We start from the raw sequence: 19,187 nt of genomic DNA, 5'->3' as shown, positions 1-19,187 counted from the left end.
GCTGACCGGCGTGTCGGGGTACGGACACGCACGCTCGCGCAGGAGGGGGTTAACCCCCGCAGGGGTCTCGGGGAAACGCCATACCAGAGGGCGACGGGACTCCCTAGGTTGAAGGCATGGTGGCAATGACCCTTGACGAACCGCTTCCCCTCCAGGACGCGCCCTCCCACTCGCGCCGGATCGGCGTGGTGCCCTCGGCCTCGATGCTGACCGGCGCCGCCATCGGCGTGCTCTGGTTCTGGATCCCGTTGACGATCCTCATCGTCGCGATCTCGTCGATACCCTCGGTCATCGGTTTCCTCGTGGCCGGCGTGGTGTTCATCTATCTGATGCGCGGCGTTAATTGGATCGAACGCGTCCGCAGCGAAGCCGTCTTCGGCTTCGGCATTCCCTTCGCGCCTCGTAAGACGTCGGGCTACAGCGGCTTTCAGCGCTGGGCGCATCAACTCTGGCTGGACGTCAGCAGTGCACGGTTCTGGAAGACAGTCGCCCACCACTATCTGCGTCTGAGCTACGACGTGTTCGCGAGCGCTATCGCCCTGGCGTTGCTAACGTTCGCGTTCGCCGGCCCCGCGGTCGCCACGGCGATCGATCGAAGCGATGCGGCGGCGGGCCTATGGTTCCTCTCGCCACCGCTGGCGTGGCTGCTGGCCGTGGTCGCATTGCTGGCCGCCAGCGCGATCGTGGTCTTCGCACCCGCGGTCGACGCATCCATCGACCGCTGGCTCCTGCCGGCGTCGGCGACCGCCGCACTGCAGGACGAAGTCAGCGCGTTGAGCGACGCCCGCGAAGGCGCGGTGTCTTCGGCGCAGACCGAACGCCATCGCATCGAGCGCGACCTGCACGACAGTGTGCAACCTCGACTCGTCTCACTGGCGATGACGATCGGCTTGGCCCAGACCAAGCTCGACACCAACCTCCCCCAGGCCAAGTTGCTGATCGCCGAGGCCCACGACGACGCCAAGAGCGCCCTCGTCGAACTGCGCAACGTGGTGCGCGGCATCGCACCGACGATTCTCGCCGACCGGGGACTGGATGCCGCCCTGTCCTCGGTGGTCCAACGCATCGAAACCTCGGGCGTACCCACCTCGCTGAACGTGTACCTGCCCCGCCGGCTACCCGACGAGGTGGAGGCGTGTGCCTACTTCGTGGTGGCCGAGGCACTGACCAACGTGGCCAAGCACGCGAGGGCCACCCAGGCCGTGGTGACCGTGCGGTTCGACGAGACCTCGAACGCGCTGCACGTCTCGGTGTTCGATGACGGGGTCGGCGGCGCCGCCGCGACCACCGACGACGATGCGACGGGCCTGCGTGGCCTTGGCGACCGGGTTCGCGCGGCGCGAGGTAACTTCGAGGTGTCAAGCCCCGCAACGGGTCCCACCATCGTGACGGCGGTGTTGCCATGCGGATCGTGATCGCGGAGGACTCCGCGCTCCTGCGGGCGGGTATCGAGCGGATCCTGAACGACGCGGGCCACCAGGTGGTGGCAGGTGTCTCCGACGCCACCGACCTGTTGCGCCTCGTGCGAGAACTGGCGCCCGACCTGGCCATCCTGGACGTCCGGATGCCGCCGACGTTCACCGACGAGGGGATTCGGGCTGCGGCACTGCTCCGCAGCCAGAATCCGGAATCACCGGTGCTCGTGCTGTCGCACTACGTGGAGGAACGGTATGCGGCAGATTTGATCGCCTCGGACACCAAGGGATTCGGCTACCTGCTGAAGGACCGCGTCGCCGACGTGCCGTCGTTCCTCGACGCGGTCGCCGTCGTGGGCGGGGGCGGCACCGTGCTCGACCCGGAGGTGGTGTCACAAATCCTCGTCCGCTCGCGGCAACGCTCCACGCTCGACGCGCTCACCGCCCGCGAGCTCGAAGTACTTCAGCTGATGGCCGAAGGCCGGGCGAACTCCGCAATCGCCGGCGCGCTGCACGTTTCGGTCGGTTCGGCCGAGAAGCACATCGCCTCGATCTTCGCGAAGCTGGGCCTGGCTCCCGACACCAGCGAGAACCGCCGCGTCCTCGCCGTCCTCCGTTACCTCGAATCCTGAACCAAAGGACTTTCACCATGACGACCATTGCTCCTCCGCCACCCGCGCCCGCTTCTCCCCCGCCACTCACTCCGGGCAACCGCACCGCCGTGCGGGTCCTCCTCGTCATCGCCGCCGCCGCGGTGGTCATCAGCACCGTCGTTGCACTCGGGGTTACGTCCTGGGGCCTGAGCACGCTGCGCGTGGTGGCCGACGAGAAGGCCCTTCCCGCCGACACCAAGGCGCTGGTCATCGACATCGGCGACGTCCCCGCCGCGGTACGCATCACCGCCGATCGGGATGGCGGCGAACCAAGGGTGAGGATGCGGCTGCTCAACTCGTCCCGCGCGGGGGATCACAACCTCACCCTCACCGACGAGGCGGGCACCGCCCGGCTGGTGGTCGATGGCGCCCCATCCCCCTTCACCGGCTGGGCGAGATCGCCACTGGGCGACTGGGACAGCGCAGGCGAGGTGAACGTGATCCTGCCGCCCGAACTGGCTCGTCGCATGTCGATCACCGTCCGACAGCAGCGCGGCATGGTGTTCACCCAGACCGACGTGGACGAACTAGTGGTCGACAGCGCTCACGGTGACGTCCTGCTCGGTGGTGGGGCTCGTCGTGTCCAGATCCGCACCGAGGACGGCGATGTCTCGACCCGCGAACCCACGTCCGTGACCGAGTCGTTCGTGGTCGATTCGTCCGACGGGGACGTCGACGCCGAATTCCGGGATGCGGCTCCGCGGAGGGTCGACGTGACCACCCGCGACGGCGACGTCGCGATGTCGCTGCCTCGGCCCGGCCCGTATCTGGTCAACGCATCCGGCGGCTCGACCCAGGTTGAGGTGCCCAGGACCAACGACCCGGCCCGGGCAGCCGCCACGGTGACGGTTCGATCCGACACCGGCGACGTCACGGTGAACGGCCTCAGCCGCGGCTGACCGGACGCATGCCGTCGTGGCGGACGGGCCGGTCGGCCCGTCCGCCACTGCATGCGCTCAGCAGGCTAGGTCTACCCGCATCGTCTTCGAGACGACGGTGACGGCAGGTGACGAGCCTCCGCGCGAGTCCACGGTGGAGAACGTCTGACCCGTTCGGACGGACGTGACCGAACAGGCCGAAAGTTCCCCTGCGCCAGTCCTAGTGACGATGACGTGGTAACCGTCGGCCGCCAAGGACTTCACCGTGTCGGCGGCCGGTGACGGTTCGGTAGGCGCGGCATTGGCTGCTGAGCCGAAGGCGAACGCCGCGGCGGTCAAGCCGGCGATGATTGGTAATGCGAACTGCTTCATGGGTGGATCTCCCAGCGTCACGGGGAGCCCGTCGCTCCCGCACGCCCCCAACGCTATTGACGGTCGGGCCAGCTGGGCATGGCGCTTTCCTACGACCTTCGTGGGGGATATCCCCCGAATGACGTTGAGGCTGACGGCTTTTGGATCGTGGTCAGACCAGCGATGCCATGATGTCCGCGACGGAACCCTCGGTGGCCTTCCGAAATCCTTTGCCCGCCCACACGTTTACGCCATGCGGGTCGCCCGCCTTGACGGCCGCGGCCCGCACGGGGCTCGTCATGTAGTGGATCTCGGGGTAGCCCAGGGGTGCCTGCGCGTCGTGGTCGTCGATGAACCGGTTGCGCAGGCCGCGGGCATACCGGCCGGAGAAGCATCGGGTCACGGCGGTCTCGGTGAACTGCGGGTCGCGCAACGCGGCGCGGTGCACCGGACTGCTGCCCGCCTCGTCCGCCAGCAGGAACGCGGTGCCCAGTTGGGCAGCTACCGCGCCGGAGACCAGGACGTCGGCGACGTCGGCGGCCGTCATCAGCCCGCCGGCGGCGATCACCGGGACGTCGAGTGCGGTCGTCGTGGCGCGCAGCAACTGATCCAGCGGCTGGGTCGGCGGGGCGGCCGCCGGGTCGAGCGTGCCGCGGTGCCCACCCGCCGCCGGGCCCTGGACGGCAACGGCATCCACGCCGCGCGCGACGGCGGTCTCAGCCTCGGCCAGCGTGGTGACCGTGGCGACCGTCGTGATGCCGCCGCCGCTGAGTCGCTGACATTCGTCCGCGGTCGGCAGACCGAAGGTGAAGGACACCACCTCGGGTTTGAGGTCCATCACGACGGCGAGTTTCGCGGCCCAGTGGTCGTCGTCGTAACGCGGTTCCCCGAGTTGGGCACCGTAGCGTTCGGACTCGTCGGCCAGGGCGATCGCATACCGGCGGATCGCGTCGGGCTGGGCCGCACTCGACCGGACGACGAAGAGGTTCACGCCCAGTGGACCCGTCGTCAGCCCGCGCGCCGCGGTGATGCGTTCGGCGAAAAGCTCGGACGTCAGATAGCCGGCGGCCAAGAAGCCGAGGCCGCCCGCGTTGGAACCGGCCGCGGCGAGCTCCGGCGTCGTCGCGCCGCCTGCCATTGGCGCGACGATCAGTGGCGTGTCGAGCGAGCGCATGTCGAAACTCATCGCTACATCCTGCAACGCCGTGCCGGCCGCGCCCAAGGTGGTTCGGTCGTCGAGATGGTCATCAGTTTCAATCACACCATCGTGGCCGCTAAGATCCGCGAGGAGCAGTCACGCCTTAGCACGGTGTCAGCCTCACTTCCGCCACTACCTCGCGATCATCAGCCGGCCGTACGGGTTTGGCGGCTGAGCACCCGCGCCGCCAACCTCGCGACGCCGTCGCCGCGCAGGGCGCCTAGCGCCCTCGGCCGGTTGCCCAGCACGGACACCAGGTCAGCAGCCCGGCCTTCGACGACGGGCCCGGTGCCGTGCGTCCACTCGGCGTCGGTGGCGACGAGGTGCAGTCCGAGGCTGTTGGCGAACGCGGGCACGAACGGGTTGGGCACCGTCACCTGCGTCCTCAGCACGTCGACGAGCGCATCGGTGGCGATGACGGGCTCGCGGTCGACTGCCATCACGATGTCGAGCTCGTGGGTGACGTGGTCGCCGAGCAACAGCCGACGCGGGAAGTACCGGCCGATGCCCTCAGGGCGCTCGACGAACCCCGCAAAGTCGGCCAGCAGTTCGGCGGGGGTGCGCGACGACCCCTTCTCGCGTGCCAGCGCGGCGTTGGCCGGGTTGAACGCGCCGCGGTGACGACCCATCTCGGCGGCGAACGCACCGATGGCACAGCTGTAGCCGACGACGAGGTGGGCCAGAATCTCGCGGTTGGTCCAATCGGTGCAGAGGCTCTGCGCCGCCCACTCGTCGGGCCGCAGCGTCGCGGCGACCGCTAGGAAGCGAACGTCGTTGGCCCGCAGGCGTTCACGCGTCGACATCGAGATGTTCCACGAAGAATGCGGTCTGATCGATGAGCACCCTGCCGAGCAGCGGTGGATGGTAGATCGTGAAGTGGTCGGAGTCGTAGTGCCTCGCGAGGCCGCGTGGCGCCCGCTCGGCGACCAGTTCCGCGTACCGCGGGTCGATCAGATTCTCGCGGTCGCACACGCAGACCAACAGCGGAGCGCTGACGCGGCGGGCGTCTCGAAGCGCCGACGTGGCGATCATGGCGACCGCGTCCGCCGCCGCGATGCGGTTGTCGAACGTGCCTCCTGGCGGCACGGTGGAGTTCCATCCGTCCAGCGCGCCCGACGCCGTCACCATGGCGACGCTTCCCTGCGGTCCCACGATCGGCACATAGCGGCGACCGCGGCGGAGTAGCCCACCAACGGCGTCGTCGACGATCGCAGGCGTCAGCCTCAGGGGCCCCCGCAACCCCAGACTGCGCGCCGCGCCAGGCCCGTGCACGATCGGGCACTGCACTACTGCGGCCGCGACGTCGGATCGTCCAGCTGCCGCCCGGATCACGTTCATGGCACCGAGGCTGGTGCCCCACAGCCCGACGCGGCCCGGATCGACGTCCTTCCGTGTCATCGCGTAGGTCAGCGCGGCCATGACGTCCTGGCGTTGCCTTGCCAGCGAAATCCGTTGTCGCGGTTCCCCACCGGAAGCTCCGGTGTGTCGGTAGTCGAATGCCAGCGTAGCAATGCCGGCGGCCGCAAAGTGTTGCTCGTACTGCGTCAGCAGCATGTCGTGGGTGGCGCCGAGTCCGTGCGCCAGCACCACCGCGGGATGAGAGCCGGCGCCGGGCGGCAGGGTCAGCCAGGCGGCACACCGCGTCCCCCCGGACACGAAGTCGACGCGCTCGGTAGGAATCTCGGCGATGTCGTCGATCATCATCGACCCTCCTCGATAAGTACGCTGTACGTGTTGCTTCGCATCATGCGTTAGGTACGGTGTACGTGTCAAGCGTTTCGACGGCGCGGCAGGAGTCAGGCGATGGTGCGGGCACGGTTCACCAGGGACGAAATAGCCTCGGCAGCATTACAAATCGTCGACGAGTCCGGCCTGAGTGCGCTCAGCATGCGGTCCTTGGCCAGTGCGCTCGGGACCGGTCCGATGACGATGTACAACTACGTGACGAGCAAGGAAGCACTAGAGGAACTCGTCGTCGCCGCGGTCGTCGCCGCGGTGTCGGTGCCGCCGCCGGGCCAGGACTGGCGCCATGACCTCCACGCCATCGCCACCGAAATGTGGCGCGGCGTGCGCGCCCATCGCGCCGCCATCCCCCTGGTGCTGACCCGTCGCATGGCGTCGGCGACCGGCTTCGCCATCGTCGACGCCCTCGTCGTCGTCCTCGGGCGCGCCGACCTGACGGACCGCGACCGTCTCGCCGCATTCCACGCCGTCTTCGCCCTGGTGATCGGGTCGGCTCAGGCCGAGCTCGCCGGGCCACTGACAGGTGGCGCCTCAGAAGCGGCCGCGACCATCGGCGCAGTGGCCGGCTCCGAGTTCCCCCACGTCGAACAGCTCTCCAAGGTGGCGATGGCCACCACGGTCGAGGACGACTTCGACCGGGGTCTGCAGATGCTGATCGCCGGCATTGCGGCGCGCTCCCGGTAGCTCACACCGAGCGTGCGCGAAGTGTCGTATTCACGCGGCATGTCGCCTGCAGACGCGCACGCTCGCGGAAGGACGGCAATGCGCTAGGCGTGGCCGCGCTCCTCCTCCTGGCCGACGTACTCACCCGCGAGCGTGGCGACGTGGTTCGGCAGGTCACCCGTCGCGACGTCAGCCAGGCTGGTCTCCTCCAGCACCGACCGCATGCTGGCGCGAAGCGCCCGCCACACGTCGGTCAGCGCGGCCGTCGGGCCCGCGTACGGCAGGTCGCCGAGGCCGATGTCGCGGACGCTGGCCAGTGGACCGTCGATGCAGCGCAGCACGTCGGCGATGCTGATCCCGGCGGCGGGCCGGGCCAACGCGTAGCCACCGTCGCGACCGCGGTGACTGCGCACCAGCCGATCGGTGCGCAGATCGGACAGGATGTCGACGAGGAACTGCGGCGGGATGCCCTGCGCCTTGGCCAGGTCGTCGGTCTTGACGAGCTCGCCGTCGGCCACCGTGGCCAGCTGCACCATGGCCCGGACGGCATACTCCGCCTTGGCCGACATCCGCATGATGCGAATCATGCCATCGACCCGACTGCAGACCCCGCCGAAGTGGTGCACGATCGATGCATGCCCACCCGCGTGACGTGCTGTCAGATCCCGTTGACGATCGGTGACACCACCGGCAACCGGGCTACCGCGAGGACGGCGATCGAGGCTGCGGCCCGCGATGGCGCCCAGATCGTCGTGCTGCCGGAGCTGGCGACGTCGGGTTACGTGTTCGCCGACCGCGCCGAACTCGAGTCGCTCGCCGAGACCCGCGACGGACCTGCCATCACCGAGTGGGCCAACCTGGCGGAGGCCTTCGACCTGACCATCGTCGGCGGCTTCCCCGAGGCTGCGGGCGACGAGGTCTACAACAGCGCCGCCGTCGTCGACCCCACCGGGTTGCGGGGCGTGTACCGCAAGGCGCACCTGTGGGACTTCGAGAACGCGGTGTTCGACCGCGGTCAGGATCTGCCGCTGCTGGTGGACACGGCGCACGGCCGGGTCGGCGTGATGATCTGCTACGACATCGAATTCCCCGAATGGGTCCGGGCAGTGGCGCTCGACGGCGCGGACCTGCTGTGCGCCCCAGTGAACTGGCCGCTGCTGCCCCGCCCCGACGGCGAGCGGCCGACCGAGCAGGTGCGGGCACTCGCCGGCGCGGGCACGAATCGGATGTCGATCGCCGTGTGCGATCGCACCGGTGTGGAGCGGGGGCAGGACTGGGTCGGTGGAAGCGTAATCACCGATGCCGACGGTTACCCGATGGCGATGGCCGAGTACGGCACCGCGGGCCGCATCACCGCCGACGTCGATCTCGAGCAATCACGGATCAAGCAGTTCAACGAGAACAACGACGTACACCGCGACCGGCGCACCGACCTGTACCGGCGGACCGCGCTACTGGACTGACCGCTCGGTCATCGCCCGCACCGACGCAGGCACCGGGATGCCCTCCGTGAGATCGGGTGCGGGCTCCGGGTCTCCGTAGGTCACCGACATCGGCACCACGCCCGCCCAGGCACCCCCCGCGACATCCTCCTCGGGGTCCTCCGGCCAACCTGCGCTGATCTTCAGCGACCAATTGTCCTCGCCGATGGGCAGTTTCAGCGCGAGGGTGGCCGCGAGTTCCTTGCGGCTGCTGGGCCGCAGCTCCGCCACCCGACCCGGGATGAACGCATCGGTCAGGACCTCGAGGAGGGCTACCTTGTCGGCGTCGGGCACTTTCTCGAACGAGCCGAAGATCGCCGCGCTGCGGTAGCGGAACGACGACTCGAACCCGCTGCGCGCCACGACGACGCCGTCCAGGGTGGTCACCGACACGGCCGCGGGGAGGCCCGTTGCCAACGCCATCAGCCATGGCGAGCCGGTCGAACCGTGGATCACCAGATCGCCTCCAATCCGCGCGAACCCGGTCGGAAAGATCAGCGGGTGGCCGTCGCGGATCAGCGCGACCGTGGCGAGCGGCGTGCTGTCGAGCAGCGCTTCGAGGGCATTGCGGGAGGTCTCCTGCTTCTCGCTGAGTCGGCTGATCCGGGTCGAGGGCTGGGTCATGGGGAACATCATCGGCCGAAATCGCCTCCGATGATGCATGAACCATCGCCCCATGGGCACGTGTCATTCATGACCCTCGATCGAGATGGCGGCGCCGCACTTCCCTCGAAGGCGCCTTTCGTGTTGCTGGGGTTGGGTTTGGGTGGCTTCGTCGACGGCATCGTCCTCCACGAGATCTTGCAGTGGCACCACATGATCAGCAGCGTCGCGGGCAGTCCCACGACGACGGTGGCGGGACTGGAGGCCAACGTCGTCGCCGACGGTTTCTTCCACGTGGCGACTTGGCTGCTGGTGATGGCCGGATCAGTGATGACGGTGATTACCTGGCGGCAGGGTCGGCTGGCCCCGAACTGGCCGTTCCACGCCGGTCTGCTCTTGACGGGTTGGGGTGTGTTCAACGTGGTGGAGGGAATCGTCGACCACTTGCTGCTCGGAGTCCACCACGTGCGTGACGACCTGGGCGGGCCGATGTCCTGGGACATCGGCTTCCTGGTGTTCGGGGTATTGCTCGTGGCGGGCGGTTGGACGTTGCACCGCCGCGGCGCCCGGGCGCTGGCGACCACCGGAGCGCAGCGACGCCGGTGACGCCATGCGTGCCCGTCAGTCGGGGACGCTGGCGCCGTCGGGAACGACTACTGCGAACAGGTCGGCAAGCGCCGCCAGGCTGGCTGACTGAAGTATGGCCGCGGACACCGGGTCGCCGCCGACACCCGGCAAGCTTCGGGTCGCCGTCGCCGCAGCCACGACCGTCGGGGCGTAGCCCGAGTTGAAGGCCCCGCGGGCGGTGGAGTTGACGCACATGTGCGTCATGAACCCGGCGATGAGCAGATTCTCGGCGCCGGCCGCCTTCAGCTTGTCGTCGAAGTCGGTCTGCACGAACGAGTTCGGGTACTGCTTCACCACGACGGGTTCTCCGTCTCGCGGGGCGACGCGCGCGACGATCGCGCCGGTCTCGCCCTCGACGTCGTAGAGCGAGCCGGGGCCGTCGGAGTGTTGAACGTGAATGATCGGGATACCGGCCGTACGTGCGCGGTCGAGAAGGGCCGCTGCTTCGTCGAGCGCGGCCTGCACACCCTCGAGCTCCATGACACCGTGCGTGTAGGTGTTCTGACAGTCGATCATCACCAAGGTCGACGCGCTCAGGGGTGCCGGCGTCAGCGGAAGTTCGGCCAGGGCGCGCAGCGTCGGATTGCTCATCGCTCCAACCTACTCAGGCGACCCGCCCCACCGTGCCGGATACGCGCGCGTCAGATCGGCATTAGTCCGGAGGTACGTCCTCGGATTCTGCGTTGGCGAGTTCGGCGCGGTTGAGCTCCCGTTCGTAGGCGATGCGGCGGGCGCGGTCTTGCTTGCGGGTGGTCTTGCGCCGGGGCATCGTCAGGCCTGGTGCGAGGTTCACCGGTGGGTTGGTGGCCGTGGTGACGGGTGCGGTGGGTCGACAGAGTTCGGGGAACAGCAGCCGACTCCCCGGAGCGGTGACGTGCGTCCGCCCCTCCGGATCGGTCCACTCGATGGTTCCATCGGGGTGCTGGCGATCGCGCCAGCCCGGCCAGAACGTCTTCAACAAGTGATGTCGACGGCACAGTATTTTGAGGTTGGCGGCCTGCGTCGGACCATGGGGCCACGGAATCGTATGGTCCACATCGCAATTGGTGGCCGGCTCTCGGCAGCCGGGGAACCGGCAGGTCAGGTCGCGGCAGCGGACGAAGTCCGCCAACCTCTTCGACGGCCGGTAGCGAGGCTCCGGTGGCGCCTGGCCGGGATGCAGGATCCGGCGGATAGTGGCGTTGAGGGCGGCACGCCGGAACACCGGACCGGGCAAGAACCGCCCGCGGGTCGTGACGGCGGGCCGAATGGTGCTCAGATGGCCGGGGCGGGGGATGAGCCCGTCGGTGAGGATTCCGGTGGTGGGTCGGATGAACACCGCCGGCGCAAGGCCATCGAGACCCGAGCACTCCTCGGCGGGACTGGGGGACGTGGCGTCGGGGCCGGGGTCCGGTGACTCGACATCCTCGCCGCCGCCATCGCCGCCGTTATCGCCCGCGTCGACGTCATCGGGGCCGGGGTCGTCGGGCGGGGGCTCGTCAGACATGGCCGGGACGTCGAGGGCGTCCTGGTGGGCGATCACGTAGACCACCACCCCGGCCGCGGGTGGGTTCTGCGCCGCGGTGCAGTCCTCGCGTCCGCAGAGGCAGGCCAGGCGGTCCGCGGAGCGGGCCATGGCGCCGATCGCATCGGAGCGACGCTGATCCCGCGTCCGCGGATCGGCCTCACACACCGTGCCGGCGAGGGCGTCCACCCGCCTGTCGAAGGCTTCGGCGTCGGTGGCGAACACCGTCGCGAACAGCTCCGCCATCCCGGAACCATCCTCGATGCTGATCTCCACGCTGCGGCCACGCGCACGGGTCTGGGTGCGGCGCACGGCGTCCGGGTCGACGCGGGTGATGAACTCGTCGATGGTCGTCTCGGTGGTGTGCACCGACATCGGTCCCCACCGGGCCACCTCCCCGGCGAGCGCCTCATCGAGGCGGGCCAGGGCGTCGGGGTCGGTGACCAACCGGGAGCGCCACACGATGGCTCGCACCACCGCGAAGGTGACCAACCCGTCGGCGAACACCGCAGCGAGCTTCGGAAACCGGTCCCGCAACGCCACCGCGGTCAGCAGCAGGTTCGCCGCGGCACCGCCGGTCAACCCGAGGGTGGCGGCGATCTGCGCGCTGACGGCCTCCCAGGTGTCCAGACTCCAGTGCTCCCGCTCGGCGGACCCCTCCACGGCGTGCGCGGCGTCGAGCACACACACCATCGCCGCCAAACGGCGAGCGGACGCCGCGGACTCCAGGCGGCCCCACGCCGCGACGGCACCAGCGCCGTGAGCGCCGGCCGTCGCAGCCACCAACGAGTCGAACATACTTTCGAAGATAAGCGCCGAATCCGACCAGAAGCGACGAAAGATCAGACGTCACACCCCGCCCTGTGGATGAAACGCCGACTGTGCACAACCCGCCACCAGCACACCCGAATTGTCAGTGGCACATGCTAAGTCGAGGGCGAGCGCGTGACTGCCAGCACGGCGTCGGCCAACTCCGGTCGGCAGACGATGAGATCGGGCAACAACACGTCGGCCTGGTTGTACAACAGCGGCGAGCCGTCGAGGCGCGAGGTGAACAAGCCCGCGGCACGGGCCACGGCGACGGGCGCGGCCGAATCCCACTCGTACTGACCGCCGGCATGCACGTAGGCGTCGGCCAACCCCTGCACCACGGACGCGACTTTGGCGCCCGCCGAACCCATTTCGACGAGAACGCCACCGAGGGCGTCGCGCACCGCCAGTGCCACCGCAGGCGGCCTGGTGCGCGACACGACGATTCTCGGCGTGTCCGGTGCCGGAGGTGGTGCAGCGACGTCCGGCGTCGCCAACGTGACGCCTTGCGCGGGGAGTGCTACTGCCCCCGCGACCAACTCGCCCGACTGCCACAGCGCGACGTGGACTGCCCAGTCCTCGCGGCCCAGCTCGGAGAACTCCCGGGTGCCGTCCAGCGGGTCGACGATCCACACCCGGTCGGCGCTCAGCCGTGTCGAGTTGGCCTTCTCCTCCGCGGTGGCCTCCTCGGACAGCACGGCGTCGTCGGGCCGTTCGGCCGCCAGGGCCTGCATCAGAAACGCGTGAGCGCGCTTGTCGCCGGCGTCCTTTCGCTCGGCGGCGGTGGCGTCGGCCAGTTCGGCGCGCACACCGAGCAGCAGTTCACCGGCTTCGGTGACCAGGCGCGCGGCCAGCTCGTCATCGCCGGTGCCTGTCCCCCGGTCGCTACGCTCCCGCCCGCCGGTGCCTGTCCCCCGGTCGCTACGCTCCTGCCCGCCGGTCACTTCTTCGCATCGATCATGTCGATCACGTGCTGAGCCAGCGTTTTGACGTCGCAGTCGGGCGTCAACCGCAGATCCGGGTTCTTCGGCCGCTGGTACGGGCTGTCGATCCCGGTGAAGTGGGTGATCTCCCCCGCTCGCGCCTTGGCGTAGAGGCCCTTGGGATCCCGGCGCTCGCAGTCTTCGAGCGGGGTATCGCAGAACACCTCGAAGAAGTCGTAACCCTGGTCGACGTGGACCTTGCGAGCCAGTGCGCGATGCTCCTCGAGCGGGCTGATGGCAGGCACTAGCACGATTTGGCCGGAGTCGGCCAGCAGCGTTGCGACGTGCGCCAACCTGCGGAGGTTCTCGGCGCGGTCGGCCATCGTGAAGCCCAGGTCGGCGTTGAGTCCGTGGCGGAGATTGTCGCCGTCGAGAACGTATGCGGGACGACCACTTTCGAGCAATTTCTGCTCGACGAGCATGGCGACCGACGACTTACCCGAACCCGACAGCCCGGTGAACCACACCGTGCTGCCTCGGGACAGTCGATCCTCCGCGGTGACGAGATTCTGGTGTCGCACCGCGTTCGGGGTCGCCGTGCGCGTTGCCGCCGGGGTGGTGTCACGCACCATGCCTGCCGCTACGGTGCCGTTGGTGTCGGGATCGATGAGGATGAACGATCCGATGGCGGCGTTGCGGGAGTACTCGTCGAGGAGTAGCGGCACCTGGGTGCGTAACGTCACGCGACCAAGTTCGTTGATCTTCAACGCCGTTGCACTCTTGTCGCGGTGCAGCGTGTTGACGTCGAGCCGGTAGTCCAGCGCCGTCACCCTGGCCCTGGTCGTGCGCGTGGTCTGCTTGATCAGATAGTCCCGACCGGGTTCGAGGGCCGCGTCGTCGGACATCCAGCACACCGTCGCGTCGAAGTCCTGAGTGACGTGAGGCTGGTTATTGGGCCTCGCGATCATGTCTCCGCGGGAGATGTCGATGTCGTCGGCGAGGCTGATGGACACGGCCATCGACGCGAACGCCTCGGTGAGTGGGCCTGCAGGACCTTCGATCTCGGTGATGCGGGTGGTCTTGCCCGCCGGAAGGACCACCACCTCGTCGCCGGTACGCATGACGCCGCTGGCGATGGTGCCCGCATAGCTGCGGTGGTCGGCGTGCTCGCGGCTCTGCGGTCGGATGACGTACTGCACGGGGAACCGGACGTCGACCAGGTTGCGATCCCCGGCGATGTAGACCTCTTCGAGGTGCGACAGGAGGGCCGGGCCCTCGTACCAGGGTGCGACGTCAGACTTGGTGACCACGTTGTCGCCGTTGAGCGCCGACAGCGGAATGCTGGTCACGTCGTGGATGTCGAGACGGGCGGCGAACTCGTGGAAGTCGTCGCGGATCTCCTCGAACCGCTCCTGGCTCCAGTCGACGAGGTCCATCTTGTTGACCGCCAGCACGATGTGCTGGATGCCGAGCAGCGAGGCCAGGAAGGCGTGCCGCCGCGACTGCTCCAGCAGCCCGTGACGCGCGTCTACCAGGACGATCACCAGCTGCGCGGTCGACGCCCCCGTCACCATGTTCCGGGTGTACTGCACGTGGCCCGGGGTGTCGGCGATGATGAACTTCCGCTTGGCCGTGGCGAAGTAGCGATAGGCGACGTCGATCGTGATGCCCTGCTCGCGCTCGGCCCGCAGGCCGTCGGTCACCAGGGCGAGATCGGTGTAGTCGTGCCCGCGTTCCCGGGACGTCCGCTCCACCGACGCGAGCTGATCCTCCATGACGGCCTTGGAGTCGAACAGCAGGCGGCCGATCAGGGTGGACTTGCCGTCGTCAACGGAACCCGCGGTCGCCAGTCTGAGCAGAGTAGCCATCAGAAGTACCCCTCGCGCTTGCGGTCTTCCATCCCCGCCTCGGAGATGCGGTCGTCGGCGCGGGTGGCGCCACGTTCGGTTAGCCGTGACACGGCGGTCTCGGCGATCACCTCGGACACCGTGGCCGCCGTCGACTCCACGCAGCCGGTGCACGTGACGTCGCCGACCGTGCGGAAGCGCACGATCTTCTCGACCACCTCTTCGTCCTTGCGCGGCTGCAGGTACTTGTGCAGGGCCAGCAACATTCCGTCGCGCTCGAAGACCTCGCGCGGATGGGCGTAGTAGATCGAGGGCAGCTTGATCTTCTCGGCGCCGATGTAGGACCAGATGTCGAACTCGGTCCAGTTCGAGATCGGGAACGCCCGGATGTGCTCACCCTTGTGATGGCGGCCGTTGTAGAGGTTCCACAGTTCGGGGCGCTGCGCCTTGGGGTCCCACTGACCGAACTCGTCGCGGAAGCTGAACACCCGCTCCTTGGCGCGGGCCTTCTCCTCGTCGCGCCGAGCGCCGCCGAACGCGGCGTCGAACTTGTTCTCCCGGATGGCCCGCAGCAGGGTGAACGTCTGCATCGGGTTGCGCGACGGAATGGTCTCGACGACGCGGCCGGCATCGATGTCGTCCTGCACCTTGGCGACGACGAGCCGCACGCCGGACTCGGCGACGAGGTCGTCACGGGCCTGCAGCACCTCGTCGAAGTTGTGGCCGGTGTCGACGTGCATCACCGGGAACGGCAGCCGACCCGGGCGGAATGCCTTGATGGCGAGGTGCAGCATGACGATCGAGTCCTTGCCGCCGGAGAACAGCAGCACGGGCTTCTCGAACTCCGCGGCAACCTCACGGATGATGTGGATGGCCTCGGCCTCCAACGACCGCAAGTGGCTCAGTTCGTACTTGCCGGCGGCCCGGTCGACGTTCCCCGCGACGGTCAAGGCTTCCCCACTAAGTTGGTAGAGTTAGCCAGAATTGCAATCATGACCAGGAATGTAGCCGTCGGCGTGGCGGCGTGTCAACGATCGGGGTCGATCAGTCCACCGTCGTCGGTGCGTCCGACGCCTTGACCAGGTGCGCCTCGGGACGGGCCGGCACCCCGTCGGCAAGGAACCAGCGGAACGCCAGGTTGCCCAGCGGATAGCCCAGCGTCGTCAGCGAGTTCGGATGGGCGGTCATACCCTTGGACAGCACGATCGTCACCGAACCGTCGGCGTTCGGCACCGCCGTGTGGCCGTTGATCGAACTGCGCGCATCGTCGACGCCAGGCGTCGCCATGAACTGGTTCCAGACCACCAGATTCCAGAACCGGCAGGCGGGCGGCCGGTGCGTGATGACGAGGGCCTCGTCGTCGGCGAGGACGAAGCTGCCATACGCGTAGCAGGCATCACGGGCCGACCAGCCGAAGTTGGCATCGGGCACCTGGTAGGGATCCGCGAATTCATTTGCCGTCTGCGATATCTCATGGCCCAGGGTGTGCGCATCCTCGCTGCGCACCCCGACGGCCAGCGGCAGAATGGCGAACATGGTCCGCATCCAGGCGGCGCTGGCGCGCAGCGCCGCCGCGGTCTCGGCATCACCGTGCCGAAAGGCGTCGGGTTCGTCCAGCGCCTCGATGCGCCATGCCACGGGGCGACCGGTCCGCGGGTCGGCCTGGTAGTCACGGGTCACCAGCACCGCAGCCTCGGGCGTCGGCCCGAAGTCGAAGGAGAAGTTGCCGTCCGCGTCCACCTCGAGGTCGTCGTCGCGCAGGATCGCGACGACCTTGTCCGACCAGGCGCCCGGTGACGGTTCGTTGTAGGCGGTCACCGAGAAGTACACGCTGTCACCGGCATTGCCGCTGATGCGATAGCGCCGCCCTGGGTCGACCGGGCACATCAGGTAGTAGGCGTCGGTGTTGTCGCCGCCCCAGCGACGGTCGGCCCGGAACGGCGTGTTGAGTTCCATCCACGTCGGTCGACCGGGGTCGGCGAACAGGTAGGTATCGAACGCCACGCCCAACGTGGTGGCCAGCATCCGGTATCCATCGGCGACGTGCCGGTCGTCGGTGACCGCGCGATCGCCGGTGAGGAACGCACCGTCGAGTCCCTGCAGTGTCTCCAACAGTTCGCGCCACGCGGTGGTCGACTCGTGATCGGTCATGTGCTGATGCCTCTCGTGATGAGGGTGGCCGTCCGGTCCACCCAGGCGTCGTCGAGCGCTGCCCCGTGAGTGAGCAGCGCGAAGAAGGTAATGCCCGCCACGGCTTCGACGAGTTCGTCCGCAGTCGCGTCCGGTCGTGCCTCCCCGCGTGCGACGGCATCCTCCAGCCGCTGCGTCAGACCGTGCGAGAGGATGCCCGAAAAGCGTTGCAGCAGTGCGACATGCAGGGTCGGGTCGGCGGCCAGCTCACCGACCAGCCCAGGGAGCGCGGCACTCGCGGCGGGGGTGGTCAACACGTCGGCGCTGCGGCGCACCATGGCGCGCACGTCGCCGCCGATCGATCCGGTGTCGGGAAGTTCGGTGAGCTCGCCGAGCGGAAACACCGCCTCGTGGACGAGATGCGCCTTGCTCGGCCAGCGGCGGTAGATCGCCGGCTTGCTGGTGCCCGCCCGGCGAGCGATCGCGTCGACGGAGAGTTCGGCGTAACCCGACTCGCCGAGCATCTCGACCGTCGCCTCGAGCACCGCGCCGACGATGCGGGGATCGCGAGGTCTGCCAAAGTCCGTCGTCATTACGAAACTTACAGTAACATAAGTCGCTGTGACCGACGCCACAGCCGCTCTCGTCCCCCACCCCGTGCATCTGGACGATCTCGCCGAGCCGAGATTCAGCCCCGAAGCCGAGCAGATCCGCGACATGATGGCGTCGCTGGCACCGGACTGTCCCCTCGACGCCGACGCGCTGCATGCCAGAGCCACCGTGGACACCGGTCTCACCGACTTCGGCGCCGACGACTACCGGGAGCGGCTCGACGTCTACCTGGCCGACGTCCGCGACATCGACGGTCTCACCGCGGCAGGCATCGTGAACTTCTACAGCCAACTGCTGCAGGTGCTCAAGAACCGTCTGCTGCTCACCGATCTGCTGGCCCGCCACCCCGAAATCCACGACATCGAGTTGGCGCCACCCGTCGTCATCGTCGGTCTCCCGCGTACCGGAACCACCCATCTTCACAACCTGCTGGGAGCCGGCCCCACCTTTCGCACCCTGCCCTACTGGGAGGGCGTCGAGCCCTTCCCGATGGCGTCCGAAGCGGGGACCGAGCCGGATCCGCGGCGCAGCCGAATGGACGTGGCCGTGCAGGTGATGAACATCGTCATGCCGCACTTCGCCCTGATGCACGAGATGACCACCGACCACGTGCACGAAGAGATCCAGCTACTCGCCAACGACGTCTCCACGATGCTGATGGAGACGCTGTGCGACGCGCCCCGATGGCGGGACTACTACTCAACCCACGACCAGACAACGCATTACGAGCATCTCGCCACGCAACTCAAGGCGTTGCAATTCCTCCGCGGGGGTCGGCGCTGGCTGCTCAAGTCTCCTCAGCACCTCGAACAGCTGACCGTGCTCGACCGCGTGTTCCCCGGCGCCGTGGTCGTGTGTACGCATCGCGATCCCGTGCCGGTGGTGCTGTCGATGATCGCGATGATCACCTACTCCGCGCGGATGCATCGCAGCCGGGTGCCCGTCGAGCAGATCGCCGCATCGTGGGTGGACCGCCTGGAGTCGATGCTGACCGCCTTCATGCGGGACCGCGACGTCATCGGGCCGGACCGCTCGGTCGACGTGCGATTCGACGACTTCATGGCCGACGAGCTCGGCGTCACCGAACGGATCTACGCCTTGGCCGGCGAGCCGGTGACCGACGCGGCACGTGGCGCGATGGCGACCTATTTGGCGGGGCACCAACGCAACCGGCTGGGTCGGGTGGCGACGTCCGGTGAGATGTTCGGCCTCGACCCGGACGACCTTCGCGAGCGATTCGCACCGTACTCGCAGCGCTTCCTGTCATGAGCGCCACCTACCTCCGAGGTAATTGAGATGCCCCCTGGCAGGGAAGACGATGACGACGTGTCGCCACTCACCGGCGCCGAAGTCATGGCGCAGTTCCTCCCGCAGTCACCGTTCGTCACCAAACTCGGAGTCACGGCGGAAACCCTCGATGGCGACGAGGTGCGCCTGCGCATGCCGTGGGACCCCACCAACGTCACCCTCGGCGACATGGTGCACGGCGGCGCCATCGCTGCGTTGGCCGACATCACCGTGATGGCGGCGGCCTGGGCCGGCGTGCAGGCCGCCGAATCGCTGCGCGGCGTGACGACGTCGATGGCCCTGCAATACCTCGCCCCGGCAAGGGCGACCGATCTGATCGGCGTCGGGCGAGTGCTGCGGCGCGGCAAGACGTTGGTCAACTGCGACGTGGACGTGGTGACGCCCGACGGCGAACTGGTCGCCAAGGCAATCGCGACCTACAAGGTGGGCTGAGTTCTCGGC

21 protein-coding genes are annotated in these 19,187 nt (G+C 68.3%); 8 read left to right on the top strand and 13 right to left on the bottom strand.

Going from position 1 to position 19,187, the window contains the following annotated elements; translation table 11 throughout:
- Nucleotides 1-116: 116 nt before the first annotated feature.
- The 3 genes from QUE68_RS07380 to QUE68_RS07370 are packed head-to-tail and all read left to right on the top strand — an operon-like array spanning nt 117 to nt 2,967.
- The gene (locus QUE68_RS07380; protein ID WP_284225325.1) at nt 117-1,415 is read left to right on the top strand and encodes a sensor histidine kinase; all 1,299 of its coding nucleotides are present in this window, start codon (nt 117-119) and stop codon (nt 1,413-1,415) included.
- Nucleotides 1,403-2,047, top strand: a complete 645-nt coding sequence (locus QUE68_RS07375; protein ID WP_284225324.1) for a response regulator transcription factor — start codon at nt 1,403-1,405, stop codon at nt 2,045-2,047. Before QUE68_RS07380 ends, QUE68_RS07375 begins: the two co-directional genes overlap by 13 nt.
- A 17-nt stretch (nt 2,048-2,064) precedes the next feature.
- Entirely contained in the window at nt 2,065-2,967 is a 903-nt protein-coding gene (locus QUE68_RS07370; RefSeq protein ID WP_284225323.1) for a DUF4097 family beta strand repeat-containing protein, read from the top strand.
- A gap of 57 nt (nt 2,968-3,024) precedes the next feature.
- Here QUE68_RS07370 and QUE68_RS07365 read toward each other — a convergent pair whose 3' ends face one another.
- From QUE68_RS07365 to QUE68_RS07350, 4 genes are all read right to left on the bottom strand, one after another.
- Nucleotides 3,025-3,318, bottom strand: coding sequence for a hypothetical protein (locus QUE68_RS07365; protein WP_284225322.1), 294 nt, complete (start codon nt 3,316-3,318; stop codon nt 3,025-3,027).
- Between the two features lie 151 nt (nt 3,319-3,469).
- On the bottom strand, nt 3,470-4,483 hold the full coding sequence (locus tag QUE68_RS07360; RefSeq protein ID WP_284233376.1) for a nitronate monooxygenase: 1,014 nt from the start codon (nt 4,481-4,483) through the stop codon (nt 3,470-3,472).
- A gap of 158 nt (nt 4,484-4,641) precedes the next feature.
- Nucleotides 4,642-5,298 carry a maleylpyruvate isomerase family mycothiol-dependent enzyme gene (locus QUE68_RS07355; RefSeq protein WP_284233375.1) on the bottom strand — a complete coding sequence of 219 codons (657 nt, stop codon included), beginning with the start codon at nt 5,296-5,298 and terminating at the stop codon, nt 4,642-4,644.
- Entirely contained in the window at nt 5,285-6,199 is a 915-nt protein-coding gene (locus QUE68_RS07350) for an alpha/beta hydrolase (RefSeq protein ID WP_284233373.1), read from the bottom strand. Before QUE68_RS07350 ends, QUE68_RS07355 begins: the two co-directional genes overlap by 14 nt.
- A 99-nt stretch (nt 6,200-6,298) precedes the next feature.
- On the opposite strand from QUE68_RS07350, the gene QUE68_RS07345 reads away from it, so the two are divergent.
- Entirely contained in the window at nt 6,299-6,922 is a 624-nt protein-coding gene (locus tag QUE68_RS07345) for a TetR/AcrR family transcriptional regulator C-terminal domain-containing protein (protein ID WP_349816887.1), read from the top strand.
- An 83-nt stretch (nt 6,923-7,005) separates the two neighbouring features.
- On the opposite strand, the gene QUE68_RS07340 is transcribed toward QUE68_RS07345, so the two are convergent.
- The gene (locus tag QUE68_RS07340; protein WP_284230748.1) at nt 7,006-7,476 is read right to left on the bottom strand and encodes an Rrf2 family transcriptional regulator; all 471 of its coding nucleotides are present in this window, start codon (nt 7,474-7,476) and stop codon (nt 7,006-7,008) included.
- Nucleotides 7,477-7,536: 60 nt separating this feature from the next.
- Here QUE68_RS07340 and QUE68_RS07335 point away from each other — a divergent pair, with 60 nt between their 5' ends.
- Nucleotides 7,537-8,364, top strand: a complete 828-nt coding sequence (locus QUE68_RS07335; protein WP_284233371.1) for a nitrilase-related carbon-nitrogen hydrolase — start codon at nt 7,537-7,539, stop codon at nt 8,362-8,364.
- Here the strand turns inward: QUE68_RS07335 and QUE68_RS07330 are convergent.
- Nucleotides 8,353-9,015, bottom strand: coding sequence for a pyridoxamine 5'-phosphate oxidase family protein (locus QUE68_RS07330; protein WP_454786462.1), 663 nt, complete (start codon nt 9,013-9,015; stop codon nt 8,353-8,355). The genes QUE68_RS07335 and QUE68_RS07330 overlap by 12 nt on opposite strands.
- A 60-nt stretch (nt 9,016-9,075) precedes the next feature.
- Between QUE68_RS07330 and QUE68_RS07325 the strand changes: the two genes are divergently transcribed.
- The gene (locus QUE68_RS07325; RefSeq protein ID WP_284233366.1) at nt 9,076-9,591 is read left to right on the top strand and encodes a DUF2243 domain-containing protein; all 516 of its coding nucleotides are present in this window, start codon (nt 9,076-9,078) and stop codon (nt 9,589-9,591) included.
- Between the two features lie 15 nt (nt 9,592-9,606).
- Here the strand turns inward: QUE68_RS07325 and QUE68_RS07320 are convergent, their stop codons facing one another.
- The 7 genes from QUE68_RS07320 to QUE68_RS07290 form a co-directional block, all read right to left on the bottom strand.
- Nucleotides 9,607-10,203 carry an isochorismatase family protein gene (locus QUE68_RS07320; protein WP_284225313.1) on the bottom strand — a complete coding sequence of 199 codons (597 nt, stop codon included), beginning with the start codon at nt 10,201-10,203 and terminating at the stop codon, nt 9,607-9,609.
- A 61-nt stretch (nt 10,204-10,264) separates the two neighbouring features.
- Nucleotides 10,265-11,914: an HNH endonuclease signature motif containing protein gene (locus tag QUE68_RS07315; protein WP_284233364.1), complete on the bottom strand. Its 1,650-nt coding sequence runs from the start codon at nt 11,912-11,914 to the stop codon at nt 10,265-10,267.
- A 128-nt stretch (nt 11,915-12,042) separates the two neighbouring features.
- Nucleotides 12,043-12,780: a 3'(2'),5'-bisphosphate nucleotidase CysQ gene (locus tag QUE68_RS07310; RefSeq protein WP_284234694.1), complete on the bottom strand. Its 738-nt coding sequence runs from the start codon at nt 12,778-12,780 to the stop codon at nt 12,043-12,045.
- Nucleotides 12,781-12,866: 86 nt separating this feature from the next.
- Entirely contained in the window at nt 12,867-14,717 is a 1,851-nt protein-coding gene (gene cysN / locus QUE68_RS07305; RefSeq protein WP_284225310.1) for a sulfate adenylyltransferase subunit CysN, read from the bottom strand.
- Nucleotides 14,717-15,646, bottom strand: coding sequence for a sulfate adenylyltransferase subunit CysD (gene cysD / locus QUE68_RS07300; RefSeq protein WP_284225309.1), 930 nt, complete (start codon nt 15,644-15,646; stop codon nt 14,717-14,719). Before cysD ends, cysN begins: the two co-directional genes overlap by 1 nt.
- Nucleotides 15,647-15,740: 94 nt before the next feature.
- Nucleotides 15,741-16,847 carry a DUF1214 domain-containing protein gene (locus tag QUE68_RS07295; protein WP_284225307.1) on the bottom strand — a complete coding sequence of 369 codons (1,107 nt, stop codon included), beginning with the start codon at nt 16,845-16,847 and terminating at the stop codon, nt 15,741-15,743.
- Nucleotides 16,844-17,419 carry a TetR/AcrR family transcriptional regulator gene (locus QUE68_RS07290; RefSeq protein ID WP_284225306.1) on the bottom strand — a complete coding sequence of 192 codons (576 nt, stop codon included), beginning with the start codon at nt 17,417-17,419 and terminating at the stop codon, nt 16,844-16,846. Before QUE68_RS07290 ends, QUE68_RS07295 begins: the two co-directional genes overlap by 4 nt.
- A gap of 124 nt (nt 17,420-17,543) precedes the next feature.
- Between QUE68_RS07290 and QUE68_RS07285 the strand changes: the two genes are divergently transcribed.
- Together QUE68_RS07285 and QUE68_RS07280 are read left to right on the top strand one after the other, a co-directional pair.
- Nucleotides 17,544-18,707 carry a sulfotransferase family protein gene (locus tag QUE68_RS07285; protein ID WP_284230746.1) on the top strand — a complete coding sequence of 388 codons (1,164 nt, stop codon included), beginning with the start codon at nt 17,544-17,546 and terminating at the stop codon, nt 18,705-18,707.
- A gap of 27 nt (nt 18,708-18,734) precedes the next feature.
- Nucleotides 18,735-19,178, top strand: coding sequence for a PaaI family thioesterase (locus tag QUE68_RS07280; RefSeq protein WP_284225305.1), 444 nt, complete (start codon nt 18,735-18,737; stop codon nt 19,176-19,178).
- Nucleotides 19,179-19,187 lie beyond the last annotated feature (9 nt).

Origin of the sequence: Mycolicibacterium sp. TUM20985, from assembly GCF_030295745.1 — a bacterium.
Lineage (GTDB): Bacteria > Actinomycetota > Actinomycetes > Mycobacteriales > Mycobacteriaceae > Mycobacterium.
Note: the sequence above shows the minus strand (reverse complement) of the source record. Positions and strands in the feature narration are given on the sequence as shown.

Excerpts from the sequence above, each read along its gene's own strand:
- QUE68_RS07365 (WP_284225322.1), bottom strand. The coding sequence starts at position 3,318 with ATGAAGCAGTTCGCATTACCAATCATCGCCGGCTTGACCGCCGCGGCG.
- QUE68_RS07340 (WP_284230748.1), bottom strand. The coding sequence starts at position 7,476 with ATGCGGATGTCGGCCAAGGCGGAGTATGCCGTCCGGGCCATGGTGCAG.
- QUE68_RS07330 (WP_454786462.1), bottom strand. The coding sequence starts at position 9,015 with ATGTTCCCCATGACCCAGCCCTCGACCCGGATCAGCCGACTCAGCGAG.
- QUE68_RS07380 (WP_284225325.1), top strand. The coding sequence starts at position 117 with ATGGTGGCAATGACCCTTGACGAACCGCTTCCCCTCCAGGACGCGCCC.
- QUE68_RS07285 (WP_284230746.1), top strand. The coding sequence starts at position 17,544 with ATGATGGCGTCGCTGGCACCGGACTGTCCCCTCGACGCCGACGCGCTG.
- QUE68_RS07335 (WP_284233371.1), top strand. The coding sequence starts at position 7,537 with ATGCCCACCCGCGTGACGTGCTGTCAGATCCCGTTGACGATCGGTGAC.
- QUE68_RS07370 (WP_284225323.1), top strand. The coding sequence starts at position 2,065 with ATGACGACCATTGCTCCTCCGCCACCCGCGCCCGCTTCTCCCCCGCCA.
- QUE68_RS07315 (WP_284233364.1), bottom strand. The coding sequence starts at position 11,914 with ATGTTCGACTCGTTGGTGGCTGCGACGGCCGGCGCTCACGGCGCTGGT.
- QUE68_RS07360 (WP_284233376.1), bottom strand. The coding sequence starts at position 4,483 with ATGAGTTTCGACATGCGCTCGCTCGACACGCCACTGATCGTCGCGCCA.
- QUE68_RS07290 (WP_284225306.1), bottom strand. The coding sequence starts at position 17,419 with ATGACGACGGACTTTGGCAGACCTCGCGATCCCCGCATCGTCGGCGCG.
- QUE68_RS07350 (WP_284233373.1), bottom strand. The coding sequence starts at position 6,199 with ATGATGATCGACGACATCGCCGAGATTCCTACCGAGCGCGTCGACTTC.
- QUE68_RS07320 (WP_284225313.1), bottom strand. The coding sequence starts at position 10,203 with ATGAGCAATCCGACGCTGCGCGCCCTGGCCGAACTTCCGCTGACGCCG.
- QUE68_RS07325 (WP_284233366.1), top strand. The coding sequence starts at position 9,076 with ATGACCCTCGATCGAGATGGCGGCGCCGCACTTCCCTCGAAGGCGCCT.
- QUE68_RS07375 (WP_284225324.1), top strand. The coding sequence starts at position 1,403 with ATGCGGATCGTGATCGCGGAGGACTCCGCGCTCCTGCGGGCGGGTATC.
- QUE68_RS07280 (WP_284225305.1), top strand. The coding sequence starts at position 18,735 with ATGCCCCCTGGCAGGGAAGACGATGACGACGTGTCGCCACTCACCGGC.
- cysN (WP_284225310.1), bottom strand. The coding sequence starts at position 14,717 with ATGGCTACTCTGCTCAGACTGGCGACCGCGGGTTCCGTTGACGACGGC.
- QUE68_RS07345 (WP_349816887.1), top strand. The coding sequence starts at position 6,299 with ATGGTGCGGGCACGGTTCACCAGGGACGAAATAGCCTCGGCAGCATTA.
- QUE68_RS07295 (WP_284225307.1), bottom strand. The coding sequence starts at position 16,847 with ATGACCGATCACGAGTCGACCACCGCGTGGCGCGAACTGTTGGAGACA.
- QUE68_RS07355 (WP_284233375.1), bottom strand. The coding sequence starts at position 5,298 with ATGTCGACGCGTGAACGCCTGCGGGCCAACGACGTTCGCTTCCTAGCG.